Origin of the sequence: Microvirga aerilata (assembly GCF_016743775.1) — a bacterium.
GTDB classification, from domain to species: domain Bacteria; phylum Pseudomonadota; class Alphaproteobacteria; order Rhizobiales; family Beijerinckiaceae; genus Microvirga; species Microvirga aerilata.
In genome coordinates this window covers 1-16,218 of record NZ_JAEQMY010000085.1, presented here as the reverse complement: position 1 = coordinate 16,218, position 16,218 = coordinate 1, and the positions used below count along the sequence as shown (strand labels likewise).

General features: G+C 65.3%; 16 protein-coding genes. 14 read left to right on the top strand and 2 right to left on the bottom strand.

What is annotated here, in order from left to right:
* The first annotated feature begins 581 nt into the window (after positions 1–581).
* The 7 genes from JKG68_RS26545 to JKG68_RS26515 all read left to right on the top strand — a co-directional run bounded on the left by JKG68_RS26545 (position 582) and on the right by JKG68_RS26515 (position 5,634).
* Positions 582–1,121 (top strand): hypothetical protein, encoded by a 540-nt coding sequence (locus tag JKG68_RS26545; protein WP_202064761.1) that lies wholly within the window; start codon positions 582–584, stop codon positions 1,119–1,121.
* A 130-nt stretch (positions 1,122–1,251) separates the two neighbouring features.
* The gene (gene purS / locus JKG68_RS26540; RefSeq protein ID WP_190847026.1) at positions 1,252–1,491 is read left to right on the top strand and encodes a phosphoribosylformylglycinamidine synthase subunit PurS; all 240 of its coding nucleotides are present in this window, start codon (positions 1,252–1,254) and stop codon (positions 1,489–1,491) included.
* A 7-nt stretch (positions 1,492–1,498) separates the two neighbouring features.
* Positions 1,499–2,197 (top strand): phosphoribosylformylglycinamidine synthase subunit PurQ, encoded by a 699-nt coding sequence (purQ, locus tag JKG68_RS26535; RefSeq protein ID WP_202064760.1) that lies wholly within the window; start codon positions 1,499–1,501, stop codon positions 2,195–2,197.
* 81 nt (positions 2,198–2,278) lie between these two features.
* The gene (gene purL, locus JKG68_RS26530) at positions 2,279–4,489 is read left to right on the top strand and encodes a phosphoribosylformylglycinamidine synthase subunit PurL (protein ID WP_202064759.1); all 2,211 of its coding nucleotides are present in this window, start codon (positions 2,279–2,281) and stop codon (positions 4,487–4,489) included.
* A gap of 12 nt (positions 4,490–4,501) precedes the next feature.
* Entirely contained in the window at positions 4,502–4,738 is a 237-nt protein-coding gene (locus tag JKG68_RS26525) for a BolA family protein (protein WP_202064758.1), read from the top strand.
* A 45-nt stretch (positions 4,739–4,783) separates the two neighbouring features.
* On the top strand, positions 4,784–5,119 hold the full coding sequence (gene grxD, locus JKG68_RS26520) for a Grx4 family monothiol glutaredoxin (protein ID WP_202064756.1): 336 nt from the start codon (positions 4,784–4,786) through the stop codon (positions 5,117–5,119).
* A gap of 197 nt (positions 5,120–5,316) precedes the next feature.
* Positions 5,317–5,634, top strand: coding sequence for a hypothetical protein (locus JKG68_RS26515; RefSeq protein ID WP_202064751.1), 318 nt, complete (start codon positions 5,317–5,319; stop codon positions 5,632–5,634).
* On the opposite strand, the gene tlpA is transcribed toward JKG68_RS26515, so the two are convergent.
* The gene (gene tlpA / locus JKG68_RS26510) at positions 5,631–6,275 is read right to left on the bottom strand and encodes a thiol:disulfide interchange protein TlpA (protein ID WP_281399229.1); all 645 of its coding nucleotides are present in this window, start codon (positions 6,273–6,275) and stop codon (positions 5,631–5,633) included. The two genes, JKG68_RS26515 and tlpA, sit on opposite strands and share 4 nt — an antisense overlap.
* Here tlpA and lptM point away from each other — a divergent pair.
* Positions 6,274–6,696 (top strand): LPS translocon maturation chaperone LptM, encoded by a 423-nt coding sequence (gene lptM / locus JKG68_RS33830; RefSeq protein ID WP_246515890.1) that lies wholly within the window; start codon positions 6,274–6,276, stop codon positions 6,694–6,696. The two genes, tlpA and lptM, sit on opposite strands and share 2 nt — an antisense overlap.
* 8 nt (positions 6,697–6,704) lie before the next feature.
* Positions 6,705–7,973, top strand: coding sequence for a diaminopimelate decarboxylase (gene lysA, locus JKG68_RS26500; RefSeq protein WP_202064750.1), 1,269 nt, complete (start codon positions 6,705–6,707; stop codon positions 7,971–7,973).
* Between the two features lie 140 nt (positions 7,974–8,113).
* Here lysA and JKG68_RS26495 read toward each other — a convergent pair whose 3' ends face one another.
* Complete coding sequence (locus JKG68_RS26495; protein WP_202064749.1) at positions 8,114–10,684, bottom strand: hypothetical protein; 2,571 nt, start codon at positions 10,682–10,684, stop codon at positions 8,114–8,116.
* A gap of 255 nt (positions 10,685–10,939) precedes the next feature.
* Between JKG68_RS26495 and JKG68_RS26490 the strand changes: the two genes are divergently transcribed.
* The 5 genes from JKG68_RS26490 (at position 10,940) to JKG68_RS26470 (ending at position 15,936) form a co-directional block, all read left to right on the top strand.
* Entirely contained in the window at positions 10,940–13,546 is a 2,607-nt protein-coding gene (locus JKG68_RS26490) for a TIGR02302 family protein (RefSeq protein ID WP_202064747.1), read from the top strand.
* 74 nt (positions 13,547–13,620) lie between these two features.
* Positions 13,621–13,812, top strand: a complete 192-nt coding sequence (locus tag JKG68_RS26485) for a twin transmembrane helix small protein (RefSeq protein ID WP_202064745.1) — start codon at positions 13,621–13,623, stop codon at positions 13,810–13,812.
* A gap of 105 nt (positions 13,813–13,917) precedes the next feature.
* The gene (locus tag JKG68_RS26480) at positions 13,918–14,511 is read left to right on the top strand and encodes an acyloxyacyl hydrolase (protein ID WP_202064742.1); all 594 of its coding nucleotides are present in this window, start codon (positions 13,918–13,920) and stop codon (positions 14,509–14,511) included.
* Positions 14,512–14,536: 25 nt separating this feature from the next.
* Positions 14,537–15,112 carry a cob(I)yrinic acid a,c-diamide adenosyltransferase gene (locus JKG68_RS26475; protein ID WP_202064740.1) on the top strand — a complete coding sequence of 192 codons (576 nt, stop codon included), beginning with the start codon at positions 14,537–14,539 and terminating at the stop codon, positions 15,110–15,112.
* Positions 15,113–15,228: 116 nt separating this feature from the next.
* On the top strand, positions 15,229–15,936 hold the full coding sequence (locus JKG68_RS26470) for a rhomboid family intramembrane serine protease (protein WP_202064736.1): 708 nt from the start codon (positions 15,229–15,231) through the stop codon (positions 15,934–15,936).
* Positions 15,937–16,218: the final 282 nt, after the last annotated feature.

The window sequence follows — 16,218 nt, the reverse complement described above, 5'->3', positions numbered from 1 at the left end:
GCCTCGCGAGCGCGCCCCTCGTCAGGACCAGGCTGTGCAACGATATAGCTAAGGTTGCCGCAGATGTCAAGAACAAAGGTGGAACATTGCACCGGCTCAGCCCTGTCATGCCTGGGCAGGCGGGGAGCCGGAACCAAGACACTGGCGCTTGAGATGGCGCCGGGCGGCTGTGCTCCTCTTGCACCGTCAGCGGCTATGGATCCCCTTCCCTCGCTGCGCTCGCCGGGGATGACAGGGTGGCGCTAACCTCATGGCGCTCCCCTCGGTGTCATTCCCGGCCGGAGCGAAGCGGAGGGGAAGGGAATCCATAACACCACGCTTGGAAGTGGATGCCTCTCCGGCCTTCTGCCGCCGGGGATGAAAGCCTCAACGTTATCCTTGGCCGACGAGCAGAGCGCTGCTCCTCGGGATGAAGGCTCGGGAGGCGGCAGAACAGCGGGTTCAGCCTCTCGGGACGAGCATGCGCGAGGGGCCGGCAAGAACGGGCCGCACGGAGCATGTCGGCGGATGACGGCAGGGCTGTCACAGGCAAAACGGCACGCTCTTCCCCTCCCGGCCCATTTTGCGCATAGATAGAGGCCATGCTCCTCCGCCTGTTGCGTCCCGTCTCCCTCATCCTGGTTCTTGCCCTGTCCGTCGCCGGCTGCGGCTACATCCCCCGGCCCGTTGCGGGCGTCCCGCCGGGCGCGCCGTGGGATGCGCTCCCGTTGCGCAAATGGCTCGCCGAGGATCGGGCCGAGCCGGTCGCCCTCTCCTTCTGCGCCCCGCCCGAATGCAGCCCGGGCCTCGCCGTGGGCGTCGTCCGCCTCACGGGCAGGGACGCGCAGGTCACGGAGGCCATCCTGGCGGATCCGGAGCGCCTGGCCCGCGCCCTGCGCTCGCCCGCCGGACGGCAGAAGCCGGTTCGGACGCGGATTGCGGTCGAGCGCCTGACAGGGGCGCCTTATCCGGGCTTTGCCATCGATCTGGCCCCTTCGGACGGCGCCAGGCGCCCAGCCTATGGGGCGGCTCTGGGACGGCGCGAAGGCGAGACCCTGTCGGTCGTCCTGGTGATCGGCGAGGATGCCCAGGCTGTGCAGGAGACGGCCCGTCAGGTGGCTGCCCGCGAATTGGGCTCATAGAGTTACAGGTTTACCGCATGATCTTGCGGTGAACCGGCCTCCACTTCACCGGATCGTGCTCCGAGCCCGTTGTCTCTTGGGCCCAATGGCTTTATGGCGTGGGGCACATCTGAAACAGCCCGAGGCCCCCATGAAAGCGCGTGTCACCGTGACCCTCAAGAACGGCGTTCTCGACCCTCAAGGCAAGGCCATCGAAGGCGCCCTCAAATCGCTCGGCGTCGAGGGCATCGACGGCGTGCGCCAGGGCAAGGTCTTCGACATCGAGCTCGGAACCGCCGACAAGGCGCAGGCCGAGGCCCAGCTCAAGGCAGCCTGCGAAAAGCTCCTGGCGAACACCGTGATCGAAAACTACCGCGTCGAAATCGCGTGAGGCTTCCATGAAATCCGCCGTCATCGTCTTCCCCGGCTCCAATCGCGAAGGCGATGTGGTGCGGGCGCTCAAATCGGCCGGCTCTCAAGCCGAGAAGGTCTGGCATGCCGAAACCGAGCTGCCGCAGGGCACGGACCTCGTGGTCCTGCCGGGCGGCTTCTCCTACGGCGACTACCTGCGCTGCGGCGCCATTGCGGGCCGCGCCACCGTCATGGATGCGGTCCGCGCCCATGCGGCGCGGGGCGGCCTCGTGCTCGGCATCTGCAACGGCTTCCAGATCCTGTGCGAATCCGGGCTCCTGCCCGGCATCCTGATGCGCAACGCCAACCTGAAGTTCATCTGCCACCGGCAGTTCCTGCGGGTCGAGCGCAACGACACCGCCTTCACCCGGGCCTACGCCAAGGGCCAGGCCATCGACGTCTGCGTGGCGCACGGCGAGGGCAACTACACGGCGGACGACGAGACCCTGAAGCGCCTCGAAGGCGAGGGCCTGGTGGCCTTCCGCTACTCCGACGCTCAAGCGCACATCACGACCGACGCCAACCGCAACGGCTCCATGAATTCCATTGCGGGCATCTATTCCGACAAGCTCAACGTGCTCGGCATGATGCCCCATCCGGAAAACCTGATCGAGGACCTCGTGGGCGGCACCGACGGGCGCGGCCTGTTCGAGAGCCTCGTGTCGTCCTTCTCCCGCGCCGCCTGAACACTGAACGTATTGGTTGCATTCTTCGGGCGACGAACCGGTTCCCACTTCGCCTGAGAATGCTCAAATCGCGAGACCCCGATGATCCGCAACGACGTCGCCATCACCCCGGAGCTGGTCAAGGAGCACGGGCTCAAACCCGATGAGTACGAGCGCTTCGTGAACCTGATCGGCCGCGAGCCGACCATCACCGAGCTCGGCATCGTGTCGGCCATGTGGAACGAGCATTGCTCGTACAAGTCCTCCCGCATCCACCTGCGCGGCCTGCCCACCAAGGCCCCCTGGGTGATCCAGGGTCCGGGCGAGAACGCGGGCGTGATCGATATCGGCGACGGGCTCGCCTGCATCTTCAAGATGGAGAGCCACAACCACCCGTCCTTCATCGAGCCCTATCAGGGCGCGGCGACGGGCGTGGGCGGCATCCTGCGCGACGTGTTCACCATGGGGGCGCGCCCCATCGCGGCGCTCAACTTCCTGCGCTTCGGCGAGCCGGATCACCCGAAAACCCCGCATCTGGTCTCCGGCGTGGTGGCCGGCATCGGCGGCTACGGCAACTCGTTCGGCGTGCCCACCGTCGGCGGCTCCGTCGGCTTCGACAAGCGCTACAACGGCAACATCCTGGTCAACGCCATGGCGGTGGGCCTCGCCCGCACGGACGAGATCTGGTACGCCAAGGCCACCGGCATCGGCAACCCGATCGTTTATCTCGGCTCCAAGACCGGCCGCGACGGCATCCACGGCGCCACCATGGCGTCGGCCGAGTTCGACGATGCCTCGGAAGAAAAGCGCCCCACCGTGCAGGTGGGCGATCCGTTCGCCGAAAAGCTGCTGCTGGAGGCCTGCCTGGAGCTCATGCAATCGGGCGCGGTGATCGCGATCCAGGACATGGGGGCGGCCGGGCTCACCAGCTCCGCGGTGGAGATGGGCGCGAAGGGCAATCTCGGCATCGAGCTCGACCTCGACAGGGTGCCCTGCCGCGAGGAGGGCATGACGGCCTACGAGATGATGCTGTCCGAGAGCCAGGAGCGCATGCTCATGGTCTTGAAGCCCGGCATGGAACAGGAGGCGCAAGCCATCTTCCACAAATGGGGCCTCGACTTCGCGGTGATCGGCAAGACCACCGATACGCTCCGCTTCGTGATCAAGCACGAGGGCGAGGTGAAGGCCGACCTTCCCATCAAGGAGCTGGGCGACGAAGCGCCCCTTTATGACCGCCCCTGGGTGGAAAGCCCCAGGCAGCCGGTGATCGCGCCCGACAGCGTGCAGGCCCCGGTCTCCGAGGCCGAGGCGCTCCTGAGGCTCGTGGGCTCGCCGGACCAGTGCTCGAAGCGCTGGGTGTGGGAGCAGTACGACCACCTGATCCTCGGCAACACGGTGCAGACGCCCGGCGGGGATGCTGCCATCGTGCGCGTGGAGGACGGGCCGAAGGGCCTGGCGCTCACCACCGACGTGACGCCGCGCTACTGCGAGGCCGACCCGTTCGAGGGCGGCAAGCAGGCGGTGGCGGAAGCCTGGCGCAACATCACGGCAGTGGGCGGCCTGCCGCTGGCGATCACCGACAACCTGAACTTCGCCAGCCCCGAGCGGCCCGAATCCATGGGTCAGTTCGTCGGCTGCCTCAAAGGCATCGGCGAGGCCTGCCGCGTCCTCGACTTCCCCGTGGTGTCCGGCAACGTGTCCCTCTACAACGAGACCAACGGCCAGGGCATCCTGCCGACACCCGCCATCGGCGGCGTCGGCCTCCTCGACGACGTGACGGTGAACGCCTCGGTCGCGTTCAAGCGCGAGGGCGACGCGATCATTCTGATCGGCGCAACCCAAGGCTGGCTCGGCCAGTCGATCTACCTGCGCGACATCTGCGGCCGCGAGGAAGGCGCTCCGCCGCCGGTGGATCTGGTGCAAGAGAGGCGCAACGGCGAGTTCGTGCGCCAGCTCATCCGCTCGGGCCAGGTGGATACGGTCCACGACCTCTCGGACGGCGGCATCGGCCTGGCGCTTGCCGAGATGGCGATCGCCGGCGGGGTGGGCGCGTCGGTGACGACCGCGCCCGAGGGCCTGCCCCTCCACGCCTTCCTGTTCGGCGAGGATCAGGCCCGCTACCTCATCGCCGTCGACGAGGATCTCGCCGCCGACATCCTCTACGAGGCCGGCGCCGTGGGCATTCCGGCCGTGACCTTGGGCGTCACGGGGGGCGATGCGTTGATTCTGCCGGGTCGGCAGGCCATATCCTTGAAGCAATTGAAGGCAGCGCACGAAGCCTGGCTGCCGAACTACATGGCCGGCAAGGCTTGAGGAGTTTGATGCATGCCGATGGATTCCCGTGAAATCGAGAGCCTGATCAAGGCGTCCCTTCCCGACGCGGTGGTCGAGATCAAGGATCTGGCCGGCGACGGCGACCACTACGCCGCCACCGTCACCTCCTCCGCCTTCAAGGGCAAGTCGCGGGTTCAGCAGCACCAGATGGTCTATGCAGCGCTGCAGGGACGCATGGGCGGCGTGCTTCATGCCCTTGCATTAACGACCGTGGCACCCGACAATTGAAGCACGAAGCCCGGCGCCTTGACCGCCGGGATGAAGGAGACCTCCATGGCTGACGCCAACCAGATCATCGACAACGAAGTGAAGTCCAGCGACGTCGTGCTCTTCATGAAGGGCACGCCGCAATTCCCCATGTGCGGGTTCTCGGGCCAAGTGGTCCAGATCCTGAACTACCTCGGCGTGCCCTATAAGGGCGTCAACGTGCTCGAGGACGAGACCATCCGCCAGGGCATCAAGGACTATTCCAACTGGCCGACCATCCCGCAGCTCTACGTGAAGGGCGAGTTCATCGGCGGCTGCGACATCACCCGCGAGATGTTCCAGGCCGGCGAGCTGCAGCAGCTCTTCACCGACAAGGGCATCCAGGTTCAGCAGAGCGCCTGATCGGCGCCCCTGACGAGACGCCATCGAGGCGGGGCCGGTGCCCCGCCTTTTCTTTTTTAGGCCCCGGCTCCCCCCTGGAACGGGGGCGTCTTATGTCGCATTCCTTAAACGGCTCAGTTTCCGGCACAATGCGGGTCTGACTGCATCGAAGCCGTGAGCGATAAAAACCACGCAGCGGCCGAAACCGGGGGCTTTCCATGTTTGACCAGGAGACGAACGTCGTCGCCTTCAAGCCGCGCGCGAGCGTGGCGCACCACCCCAAGAGCCTGCTGGAGCGGATCTACGCCGCAGGCGCGCTTTCCGTGCGAACCGACGACAAGGCAACCAAGACGGCGGCCGTGATGCTGCAGGCGCTGGGCTTTCTCGTCATCGAGGAGATCCTGGCCGACGGCACCCCGCGCCGGCTCCAGCGGGGCGAGGCCCGCGGGGCCATGGACCGTCCCTGGCGGCTTCTGAAGCCCCCCTTTTCCGGCGAGCCCGGCGTTCCGGACGGCGGCGGGGCCTTTCCGGCCTAAGGCCGGTTCAAGGCGGCCTTCATGAACGCGACGGCATCGCTCGAGGCCCATTCGGCCGGCCCCTTGAGCAGCGCGACCTCGCAGCCTAACGCATCGACCACGAAGGTGGTCGGCAGACCGACCACATGGCCCGACTTCTGCAGCACCTGCAGCAGCTTGCCTTCCGGGTCCGCGTGGTAGGCGAGGTTCCGGATCCCGTTCTCCTGCAGCCAGGCCTTGGGCTTCTCGCGGTTGCGGGTATCCACGTTGATGGCGACCACCTGGAAATCGGGGCCGCCCAGCTCCGCCTGCAGCCTGTCGAGGGCCGGCATCTCCTCGCGGCAGGGGACGCACCAGGTGGCCCACAGGTTCACCAGGATGGTCTTGCCCTTGAAGCTCGCGAGGCTCATCGCCTGCCCGTCGGGACCCGCGAACGAGATCGCCGGAGGCGGTTTGGGCGCCTGGCTCACGCCGACGGCGGCCACCTCGCCCCGGGCCAGGGGCTTGAGGCGCTCGGCGACAGGCTGCGAGGCTCGGCACTCCGCAACCCCTGCGGCCATGGGATCACGGGGCGCAAAGCCGTACCAAGCCCCTGCCCCCAGGAGGACGAGAGCAACGATGGCGGCGGCCCAGACTTTCCGGGTTCTCGATGCATTCCACATGGCCCGTCATGTGGCGCTTTTCCGCTCGAGCCTCAAGTCCCTGATGCTGAACCGGGCTGTCTGGGCCATCACGATGCCGTGGAGCGCCAGGGCTGTTGTCTTCGTCACCTTGCCTCTCGCATCTCAAACCGCTTCCCGCTATGGTGCCGCCACGTTTCGGAGCCTGTTGATGTCGTCCAGCCTGACTTTCCCCCGCATCGCTCTGGTTGCGGGCCTTCTCGTTCTCGGTCTCTCGGCCTGCGGCCGCCGCGGTGCGCTCGAGCCGCCGCCGAATGCGTCGGCTCCGGCCGCCGAGACCCAGCAGCAGGCGACGACAAGCGACGCGACCCTGCCCTCCCCTGTGGGGACGCCCCGCTCCGGCAGTCCCAACCGGGGCCCCACCGTTCCCAACAAGCCCTTTATTCTCGATCCGTTGCTCTAGGCCGTTCGATGCACCATTTCGCCTATTGTGAGGGCGTCCTCCACGCGGAGGACGTCGATCTGCGCCGTCTCGCGGATGAGGTCGGCACCCCGTTCTATTGCTACTCCTCCGCCACCCTGGAGCGGCACTACCGCGTCTTCGCGGAGGCTTTTGCCGATACGGACGCCCTGGTCTGCTATGCCATGAAGGCAAACTCCAACCAGGCGGTGCTCAGGACCCTCGGCCGGCTCGGCGCCGGCATGGACATCGTGTCCGAGGGCGAGCTGCGCCGCGCTCTGGCGGCGGGCGTACAGGCGAACCGCATCGTGTTCTCCGGCGTGGGCAAGACGCGCCAGGAAATGGCGTTTGCGCTCGAGAGCGGCATCCTGTGCTTCAACGTGGAGTCCGAGCCGGAGCTCGAAGCCCTGTCGGAGGTAGCGGCCTCCAAGGGCATGCGCGCGCCCGTGTCGATCCGCATCAACCCGGATGTGGACGCCAAGACCCACGCCAAGATTTCGACGGGCAAGTCCGAGAACAAGTTCGGCATTCCGATTTCCCGCGCCCGCGATGTTTATGCCCGGGCAGCGGCCCTCAAGGGGATCGCCGTTACGGGCGTCGACATGCATATCGGCAGCCAGATCACGGATCTCGCCCCCTTCGACAACGCCACCGCCCTCCTGGCGGAGCTCGCCCGCGACCTCATGGCCGACGGACACAAGCTGCACCATATCGACGTCGGCGGCGGCCTCGGCGTGCCCTACCGGGAGGACAACGATCCCCCGCCGGACCCGCAGGCCTATGCGGCGATCATCAAGCGCCACACCCGGGATCTCGGCCTCAAGCTCGTGTTCGAGATGGGGCGCCTGATCGCCGGCAATGCGGGAGTGCTCATAACCCGGGTCATCTACGTCAAGGAGGGCGCCGACAAGCCCTTCGTGATCGTCGATGCCGCCATGAACGACCTTATCCGCCCGACGCTCTACGAGGCCCACCACGACATCAAGCCCGTCGTCGAGGCTTCCCCCGATACGCCCCGCATCGTTGCCGACGTGGTCGGCCCCGTGTGCGAAACCGGCGATTACCTTGCGCTGTCCCGCGACATGCCTGCGGTGAAAGCCGGCGATCTCATCGCGCTCATGACGGCGGGCGCCTATGGGGCCGTTCAGGCCAACACCTACAACAGCCGCCTGCTCGTGCCCGAGGTGCTCGTGCGCGGCGCAGACCACGCGGTGGTGCGCGCCCGCCCGGCCTATGATGACCTGATCGGTCTCGATCGGGTTCCGGGCTGGCTGGCGTGAGAACCTGCCCTCGCCTCCCGTGAGGCGCCAAACCAAAAGGCCTCGGCGGTGCTCCCGCCGAGGCCTTTTGGTTTGATCGGCTCTGGACTTTGGGTTTCCGCATTTCTCGGCGAACTGGACCCACTTCGCCGAGAAATGCTCTAGATCACGAAGAAATCGGCGGCCTTCAGGGCAAGGCCCTTCTTCAGCTGTGCGATTTCGACGCCCGCCTTCGACCCTGAGCCGTCCGCATCATAACTGAGGATGCCGGTCTTCTTGTTGTAGACGAGGTGGTCATCCTTGTCCCTGGCCTTGTCGCCGACCTTGAAGAACCCTTTGCCGAGCGTTGCCGGTGCGGCGGCGGAACCCGCCTTGCCGAGCTTGGTGAATACCTTGTTGTCCAGCCAGATCGCGTCGTCCTTCACATCGAAGTCCGCAACCGTGTCCAGGTTCGTCTTCTTGCTCGGCTTGGTGTCGAACACGAAGACGTCCTTGCCTTTGTCGCCCGTCAGAATGTCCTTGCCTGAACTGCCATAGAGCCAGTCATCTCCGGAGCCGCCGGAAAGCGTATCATTTCCAGCCAGTCCCTTCAGGATGTCGCTTCCCGTCCCGCCCTTCAGGCTATCGCTGCGCTTGCTCCCGATCACCAGATCGACCTGATCGGTCATATCGAGCTTCAGATACTTGGAAAGTTCGTTCTCGCCATCGGACGCGATGATGCGCAGCGCGTGATGAGCCTTGTTCTCGTAATCGAGCTTCACGTCATCGAGGGTCACGATGTCGTAGCGGCCGTTGCCCCGGTCCACGAGATCGAACAGTTCAGCCCCCTCGGACAGCTCGTAGCTGACATCATCCCCTTCAGGGTCCGTTGCAAAGAGCCTGCCGACAACTATCCCGCCCCGATCGCCTTCGTTCACCTGCACCGCCGTATAGGTCACCGCCGGGTCCTCGTTCACATTGACGAGCTCGAGATAAAGGGTCTCCTCCACGGTATTGATACCGTCGGAGACCTTCATCTGTACGAAATGATGATCCTGATTTTCGAAGTCGAGCGCCTTTCCGGCCCGAAGAACGATGTCGTAGCTGCCGCCGTTCTTCTTGAGCTCGAACAGCTGCGCACTGCTGCCAACCAAGCTGTACTTGAGTTCGTCACCTTCCGGATCCTCTGCGGCAACAGTCCCGACGATCGTGCCCGCGCCCGATCCTTCCACTACTCTTCGGGGGGTCGAGCTCACCACCGGATCCTGATTGTCCCCGATGGCCAGCTCATAGGTTTCGACGACGGAATTCTCATCGTCGGAGGCCGTGACCGTAAATTCGAGTTGGGCAGAGTTGTTCTTATCGAGCCTGCTCCTGGTAACGACGCTCCACGTACCGTCGTCGTTGTCCACAAGGTCGAACACCGCCGCACTGGCGGAGGAAAGGATGGGTTCGACATCATATCCTTCAGCATCGCTCACGGTGAGCGTGCCGACGACGGTGCCCGCCTTGGCGCCGTCGACAACCTCTGCGGCCTCGAAGGATATCGTCGGCTTCTCGTTCAGGTAGTTGAAGTGGAATGTTTCCGTGAAACTGTTGATGCCGTCGGATACGGCAACCGTGAAGCCTGTGTGGTCGGGGTATTTCAGCGTGACGCCTGCCTTGACGACGACGTTCCAGGTTCCATCGCCATTGTCCTGAAGGTCGAGCAGGTCTGCACTGACGCCCTCGAGCGCAAAAATGACGGTATCACTCTCCTCATCGTACGCACTGAGCACGCCGACGAGCGTGCCTTCCTGCACAACCCTGCTCAGCTCCTCACTTTCGAATGCAGGCACAGGCTCCTGGTTCTCGGCCAGCAGGACCTCATAGGTTGAGCGAATGGTGTCCACCCCGTCGGATGCCTTCACCGTGAAGCTCGGATAGGCTCCATCCTTCTGGAAGAGCTTCACTCCGTCCATCACCAGAACGTTGCCGTTCTCATCGAGACGGAACATGGTGCTGGGGCGTTCGATGCCGTTCTCATCGAGTTCGACGAGACTGTAGGTGACGTCATCCCCGTCGGGATCGCTGACCGCGAGCGTCCCCACGACGGTGCCGGCCCCGGCTCCTTCGGGCACATCCGCAAGGTCGAAGGTGACCTCGGGAAGCTCGTTCCCAACGGTGACCGTGAGCGTGATCTCCTGCACGTAGGACAGCGCGGGATTGCCTGAATCCGTAACCTTGACCCACAAGCTGTGTGTTCCGACGGAGAGGTCACCCTTCACCTGGATCTCGTCACCGACGATCTCGAACATAGCGTGGGACTGTTCGGTATGATCCTGCCCGCTCTTGACGAAGGTGTAGGTCAGCGCGTCGCCTTCATCCGGGTCTTCGCCCTGCAGCGTTGCGACCAGCGTGCCGAGATCCGCATTGTCGGCAACGGAACCGCCCAGGATGGCGATGTCCGTGGGGGCCTCGTTCACATCGGTGACATCGACGATGACCGGATCAACCTCGACCGGGTCGCCGGCGCCGTCGGTCACCGTGATGGCGAGCTCGAACTGCGGGTCGGATTCAAAGTCCAGGGTGACGCCCGATTTCAGGCAGAGGCCATAGGAGCCTTCGCCATCCGGAACGACTTCGAACAACTCGCTGTCCAGCGTGAAGATAAAAGTCTCGTCGGGACGGTCCTGTATGCTGAGAGTGCCGATCCGCACCTGACCTTCGGTATTCTCTGCAATGGTGTTGGATGTCAGAAGAATGGTCGCCATGAACCCGCCCCACGAAAATTTGTTATATTGGAACCGTTTAAACTTGCTTGTAATAATATAAAGTTTACCGGGTCAAGGACTCACCTGCCGCAACGGGAGCCGTATGTCCAGACCAGGGCTCCCGCCCCCGAAGCGTGGCAGCCGGTCACCTCTTCTTGAACCTGTGTGCCCATTTGACCGCTGGTCATCCGGGTCCTCCGTGCTAGCTTTCCTCAGGGGGTGCCTGCACAGGACGTGCAGCGGGAGAGTTTTTGCATGAGCGATGGCCCGAACCCGACGCCTGGGCGCAGCCCCTTGAACCAGCGGTTCGGGCGCCTGATCACCCATGCGCGCTGGTCGTTGTGGTGGGAGGAGGCCTGGCCTCGCCTCTGGCTGCCGCTTGCGATCGTCCTTCTGTTCCTCACCCTGTCCTGGCTCGGCCTCTGGCTCGATGCCTCGCCCCTGTGGCGGACCGTGGGCCTGGCCCTGTTCGGGGTGGCTCTCGTCCTGTCGCTCTGGCCGCTGTTTCGCCTGCGCATGCCCAGCCGCACCCGCGCCCTCGATCGCCTCGACCGGGAAACCGGCCTCAGCAACGGCCCCGCCCGCGTTCTGGACGACACCCTGGCGCTGGGCTCCACCGATCCGGGCACAAAGGCCCTCTGGGCCCTGCACCGCAAGCGCGCCGAGGAGACCATCGGCCGGATGCGCGTCGGACTGCCGCGCCCCGACATGGCCCGGCGCGACCGCTATGCCCTGCGGGCCGCGGGCCTTCTGGCGGTGGTGACGAGCGCCTTCGTTGCAGGCCCCGAGATCGGCCTGCGCCTTGCGGCCGCCTTCGACTGGCGAAAAATCGAGACGGCCTCCCCGTCCTTCCGCATCGACGGCTGGATCGACCCGCCCCTCTATACCCGCAGCCCCCCGCTCATGATCGACCTCGCCAGGGGGCAGAACCTGCGCGCGCCGATCCATTCGACGGTGGTCATCCGCATCGCCGGCGAGGGCAAGGCGGAGGTCACGCCGGGCAAGGGGCTGACGGCCCTGCCGGCCAAGGGCAACCAGCGCGCCGATATGCGCGAGGAGCGTTACACCCTTGAAGGCTCGAGCGAGTTGACGGTCAGCACGGGCTTTGCCCAGAGCGTGACGCTCACCATCGAGGCCATTCCCGACCGGCTGCCCGAAATCGCCTTTACCGGCCCGCCCGAGGTGAACGCCCGCGGCACCTTCACGCTGATCTACAAGGGCAAGGACGATTACGGCATCGCGTCGCTCGAAGGCACGGTGGAGAAGGCCGACAACAGCAAGGGCCGCTCCCTGGTCCCTGCCCCCCAGCTCACCCTGGCCCTCCCGGGCCACGAGGAGAACGCTCCGGACACCAAGTCTCCGGTCGATCTTACGAACCACGCCTGGGCCGGCGCGCCGGTGACCATCCGGCTCAAGGCCAAGGACGAGGCGGGCCAGGAGGCCACCAGCCCGGCGATCAACTTCACCCTGCCGCAGCGCCCCTTCACCAATCCGCTGGCCAAGGCGCTGGTGGAGCAGCGGCGCAACCTGGTGCTGGCGCCCGACGACCGCAAGCGCGTCCAGGTGGCCCTCGACGCGCTGCTGATCGCGCCCGAGAGCTACACCCCGCAATGGGGCGTGTTCATGGGCCTGCGGGCGGGTACCGAGCGCCTGCGCGCGGCCAAGACCGACCAGGACCTGCTCGATGTGGCCGAGTGGCTGTGGACCATGGCGCTGCAGATCGAGGATGGCGGGCTGTCCGATGCCGAGCGGGAACTGCGCGCTGCCCAGGAGCGCCTGAGGGAGGCGATGGAGCGGGGAGCGCCCAACGAGGAGATGCGCCGCCTCACCGAAGAGCTGCGGCAGGCCATGGACAAGTTCCTGCGCGAATTCGCCCAGCGCATGCAGCAGAACCAGCAGAACCAGCAATCGCAGAACCAGCGCACGCCTCCCGACCGGACGATCTCGCAGGACGACCTCAACCGCATGCTGCAGCAGATGGAGGAGGCCATGCGCCGCGGCGACGTGGCCGAGGCCCAGCGCCTCCTCGAGCAGCTGCGCAACATCCTGGAGAACCTCCAGACGGCCCAGCCCAACAGCCGGATGACCGACCCGCTCGGGCGCGAGATGAACCAGGCCATGCAGGACCTGGAGGACATGGCCCGCGAGCAGCAGACCCTGCGCGACGAGACGTTCCGCGACGGCCAGAACCGGCGCATGCAGCAGGGCGACCGCAACTCTCCCCGCCAGGGGCAGCGGCAGCAGGGTCAGCGCCAGCAGGGCCAGCGGCAGCCGGGCCAGCAAGGCCAACAGGGCGAGCCCGGCGAGGGCCAGGAGCAGGCCGAGAACGGCCAGGGGGGAGAGAACGAGGATCCCTTGGGCCTCGGGCAGCGGCAGCAAGCCCTGAGGGAAAGGCTGCAGGAGCTCCAGCGGCGGATGCAGGGCATGGGCATGCAGGGCGAGCAGGGCCTCGGCGAGGCCGAGCAGGCCATGCGCGATGCCGAAGGCGCCCTCGGACAGGGGCAGGACGGCCCGGCCGTCGATGCCCAGGGCCGGGCGCTCGAAAACCTCCGCCGCGGCATGCAGGGCATGGCCCAGCAGATGCAGCAGGGCGAAGGCCAGGGGAACGAGCAAGCGGGCGACCAGCCCGGCCAGGGTGAGCCCCAGGGCCAAGGGCAGGCCTCGCAGCGGGATACGGATCCTCTGGGACGGCCCACGCGCAACCGGGACTACTCCGACGGCCGCGTGGACGTGCCTGGCCTCAACGCGTCGCCCGCCCAGCGGGCCCAGCGCATCCTCGAGGAACTGCGCCGCAAGCTGGGAGACCCCACCCGTTCGCAGGAGGAGCTCGATTATTTCGAGCGGCTGCTGCGCAGAAACTGAAATCAGGGTAAACGAGGCTCTTGTCTCTCCCCGGGTTCGGGCCTCGGTCGCCCGGACCCCTACATGGAATCACGATGACAGGTTTTGCTGATTTGCTTGTGCCGGTAGCGGTTCTCGCCGTGGCCTTCGTGCTGCTTCTTGGGCTGTTCAACATGCTGCGCGGGGGCAATGCCAATCGGTCGCAGCATCTCATGCGAGTGCGTGTTCTGCTTCAGTTTTTGGCAATCATCGTGATCATGGGCGTAATCTGGTGGAGGGCGGCTTAGCCATCTCCGTGTTGACACGTTTTCGCCATGGTTTGTATTAAGAGATCGTTAGCCATAACGGCGTAGCCTCATGGCCTCAGTTTTTATTGAGTTGTGGATCTCTTAATGCGCATCAGTCCAGCCATAGGCTTGAGCCTCCTGATCCTGACCGTGGGATCATCGGGCGTCCTGGGCTCCGACTTCAAGCGGCAAGCAGCTTCTTCCCAAGCACGATCCCAGCCCAGCCTTTTGTCGGAGTTCCGTTTCGGATTGTCCGCTCAGGATCCTTGGGGCACGGAAGGCCGCGACGGCTCCGCCAATCTCACGGGCGAAATTCTTTTTGCGAAGCCGTTTACCGCATCGGACCTGTTCACCAGCTATTTCATCCCTCGGCCGCATGTGGGCGGCAGCCTGAACTTCGACGGACGCACGAGCTTCGCCTATGCGGGCCTGTCCTGGACCATCGACGTGACCCCCGACATTTTCGTGGAAGGCAGCTTCGGCGGCGCCGTCCACAACGGCAAGGACTCGTCGCACCCCCTGTCCGACCGCAAGACGCTCGGCTGCTCACCGCTGTTTCGTGAATCCGGCTCCGTGGGCGTGCGGCTGTCGGCCAACTGGAGCGTGCTGGCCACCATCGAGCACCTGTCCGATGGGGGCACCTGCTCGGAAAGCCAGGGCTTGACGAATATCGGCGCGCGGGTCGGGTATTCCTTCTAGCTGACCCCCAACCTCCGGGCTCCTCATGGTCGTTCTGAACCGCATCTACACCCGCACCGGCGACCAGGGCACGACGGCGCTTGCGGCCGGCGGACGCCGGCCCAAGCACGATCTTCGCATCGAGGCCTACGGCACCGTGGACGAAACCAATGCCTGCCTCGGCCTGGTTCGGATCCACACCGCAGGGCACGAGATCGACCCGATGCTGGGCCGCATCCAGAACGACCTGTTCGATCTCGGCGCGGATCTCGCCACCGTGGAGACGGACAAGCCCCTGCCCTATGAACCCTTGCGGATCACGCAGGAGCAGGTGGACCGCCTCGAGCGGGAGATCGACGCGCTCAACAGCGAGCTCTCCGTGCTTCGCTCCTTCGTCCTGCCGGGCGGAACGCCGGCCGCCGCCGCCCTCCACCTCGCCCGCACCGTCTGCCGCCGGGCCGAGCGCCATGTGGTCGAGCTCACGGAGAAGCCGGACGAGAAGGTGTCCCCGGAGGCCGTGAAGTACTTGAACCGGCTCTCCGATTTTCTGTTCGTCGCATCCCGCTACGTCAACGATAAAGGCGCGCTCGACGTTCTCTGGGTGCCGGGCCAGAACCGCTAAGCCCATCGGGCGGCGCTCCGGGCTCGCCCCAAAGCGATGCGCCGCCTGAGGGAATGACCATCGGCTACTCCCAATAGTGGATTCCACTTTCGGGTTCGATGCTTTAGGAGCGGATCATGTTTTTACCGCTTCACGACGGTGTCCCTCTCAAGCACATGAAGACGCCGCTCGCGACGCGGTCTCTGATTGCAGCCTGCACGATCATCTATCTTCTCACCTTCCATGGCCCCCTGGGAGCCGACGCGGTGGTGGGGGGCCTCGGGTTCATCCCGTCCGTTCTGTTCGGCACCGAGCTTCTGCCGGATGGCTCCCCCTTCGTGCCGGTCGAGCTGACCCTTGCCACCAACATCTTCCTGCACGGCTCGCTGTTTCACCTGATCGGCAACATGCTGTTCTTCTGGGTGTTCGGCGACAATGTGGAGGACGCCATGGGCCATCTTCGCTTCATCCTGTTCTTCCTGCTCTGCGGCATGGCCGCGAGCCTTGCCCATGCCTTCATCACGGCGGAACCGCACCGACCCCTGATCGGAGCCTCCGGCGGCGTGTCCGGCGTGGTCGCGGCCTATCTCATCCTTTATCCGCGCGTGAAGATCTGGGGCCTTTTCCTGAAGGGCATTCCGCTGCACCTTCCGGCCTACTGGACCATCGGCTTCTGGTTCGTCCTCCAGCTCGTCGCGGCCTTCATGGGCGGAGATGAGAGCGTGGGCTGGTTTGCCCATCTTGGCGGCTTCATTGTGGGCGCTATTCTCATCCCCTTCATGCGCCGCCGCTACGATCCCGTGCTCGCCCGCGTCCAGGCGCAGGAACTGCAAGCGCCGCGTTGAAACCGGGACCTGAGCGCCAGCGCATCGTGCGGAAGAGCAGATCGGGCTTTCCGCTCCGAACGATGCGCTGCCCGCAAAGGAGCATCGGACCCGAAAGTGCATTCCACTTTCGGGTCCGATGCTCTAGGGTCCCATCCGCCTTTTTCCTATATGTCCGGAGGGATGGTTATAGGCCATATCCGGATCTGACCTGTGATGAGGACAGACGAATGAAGCTTCTTGTGTGTGTGAAGCGGGTTGTGGACTACAACGTGAAGATCCGGGTGAAGCCGGACGGGTCGG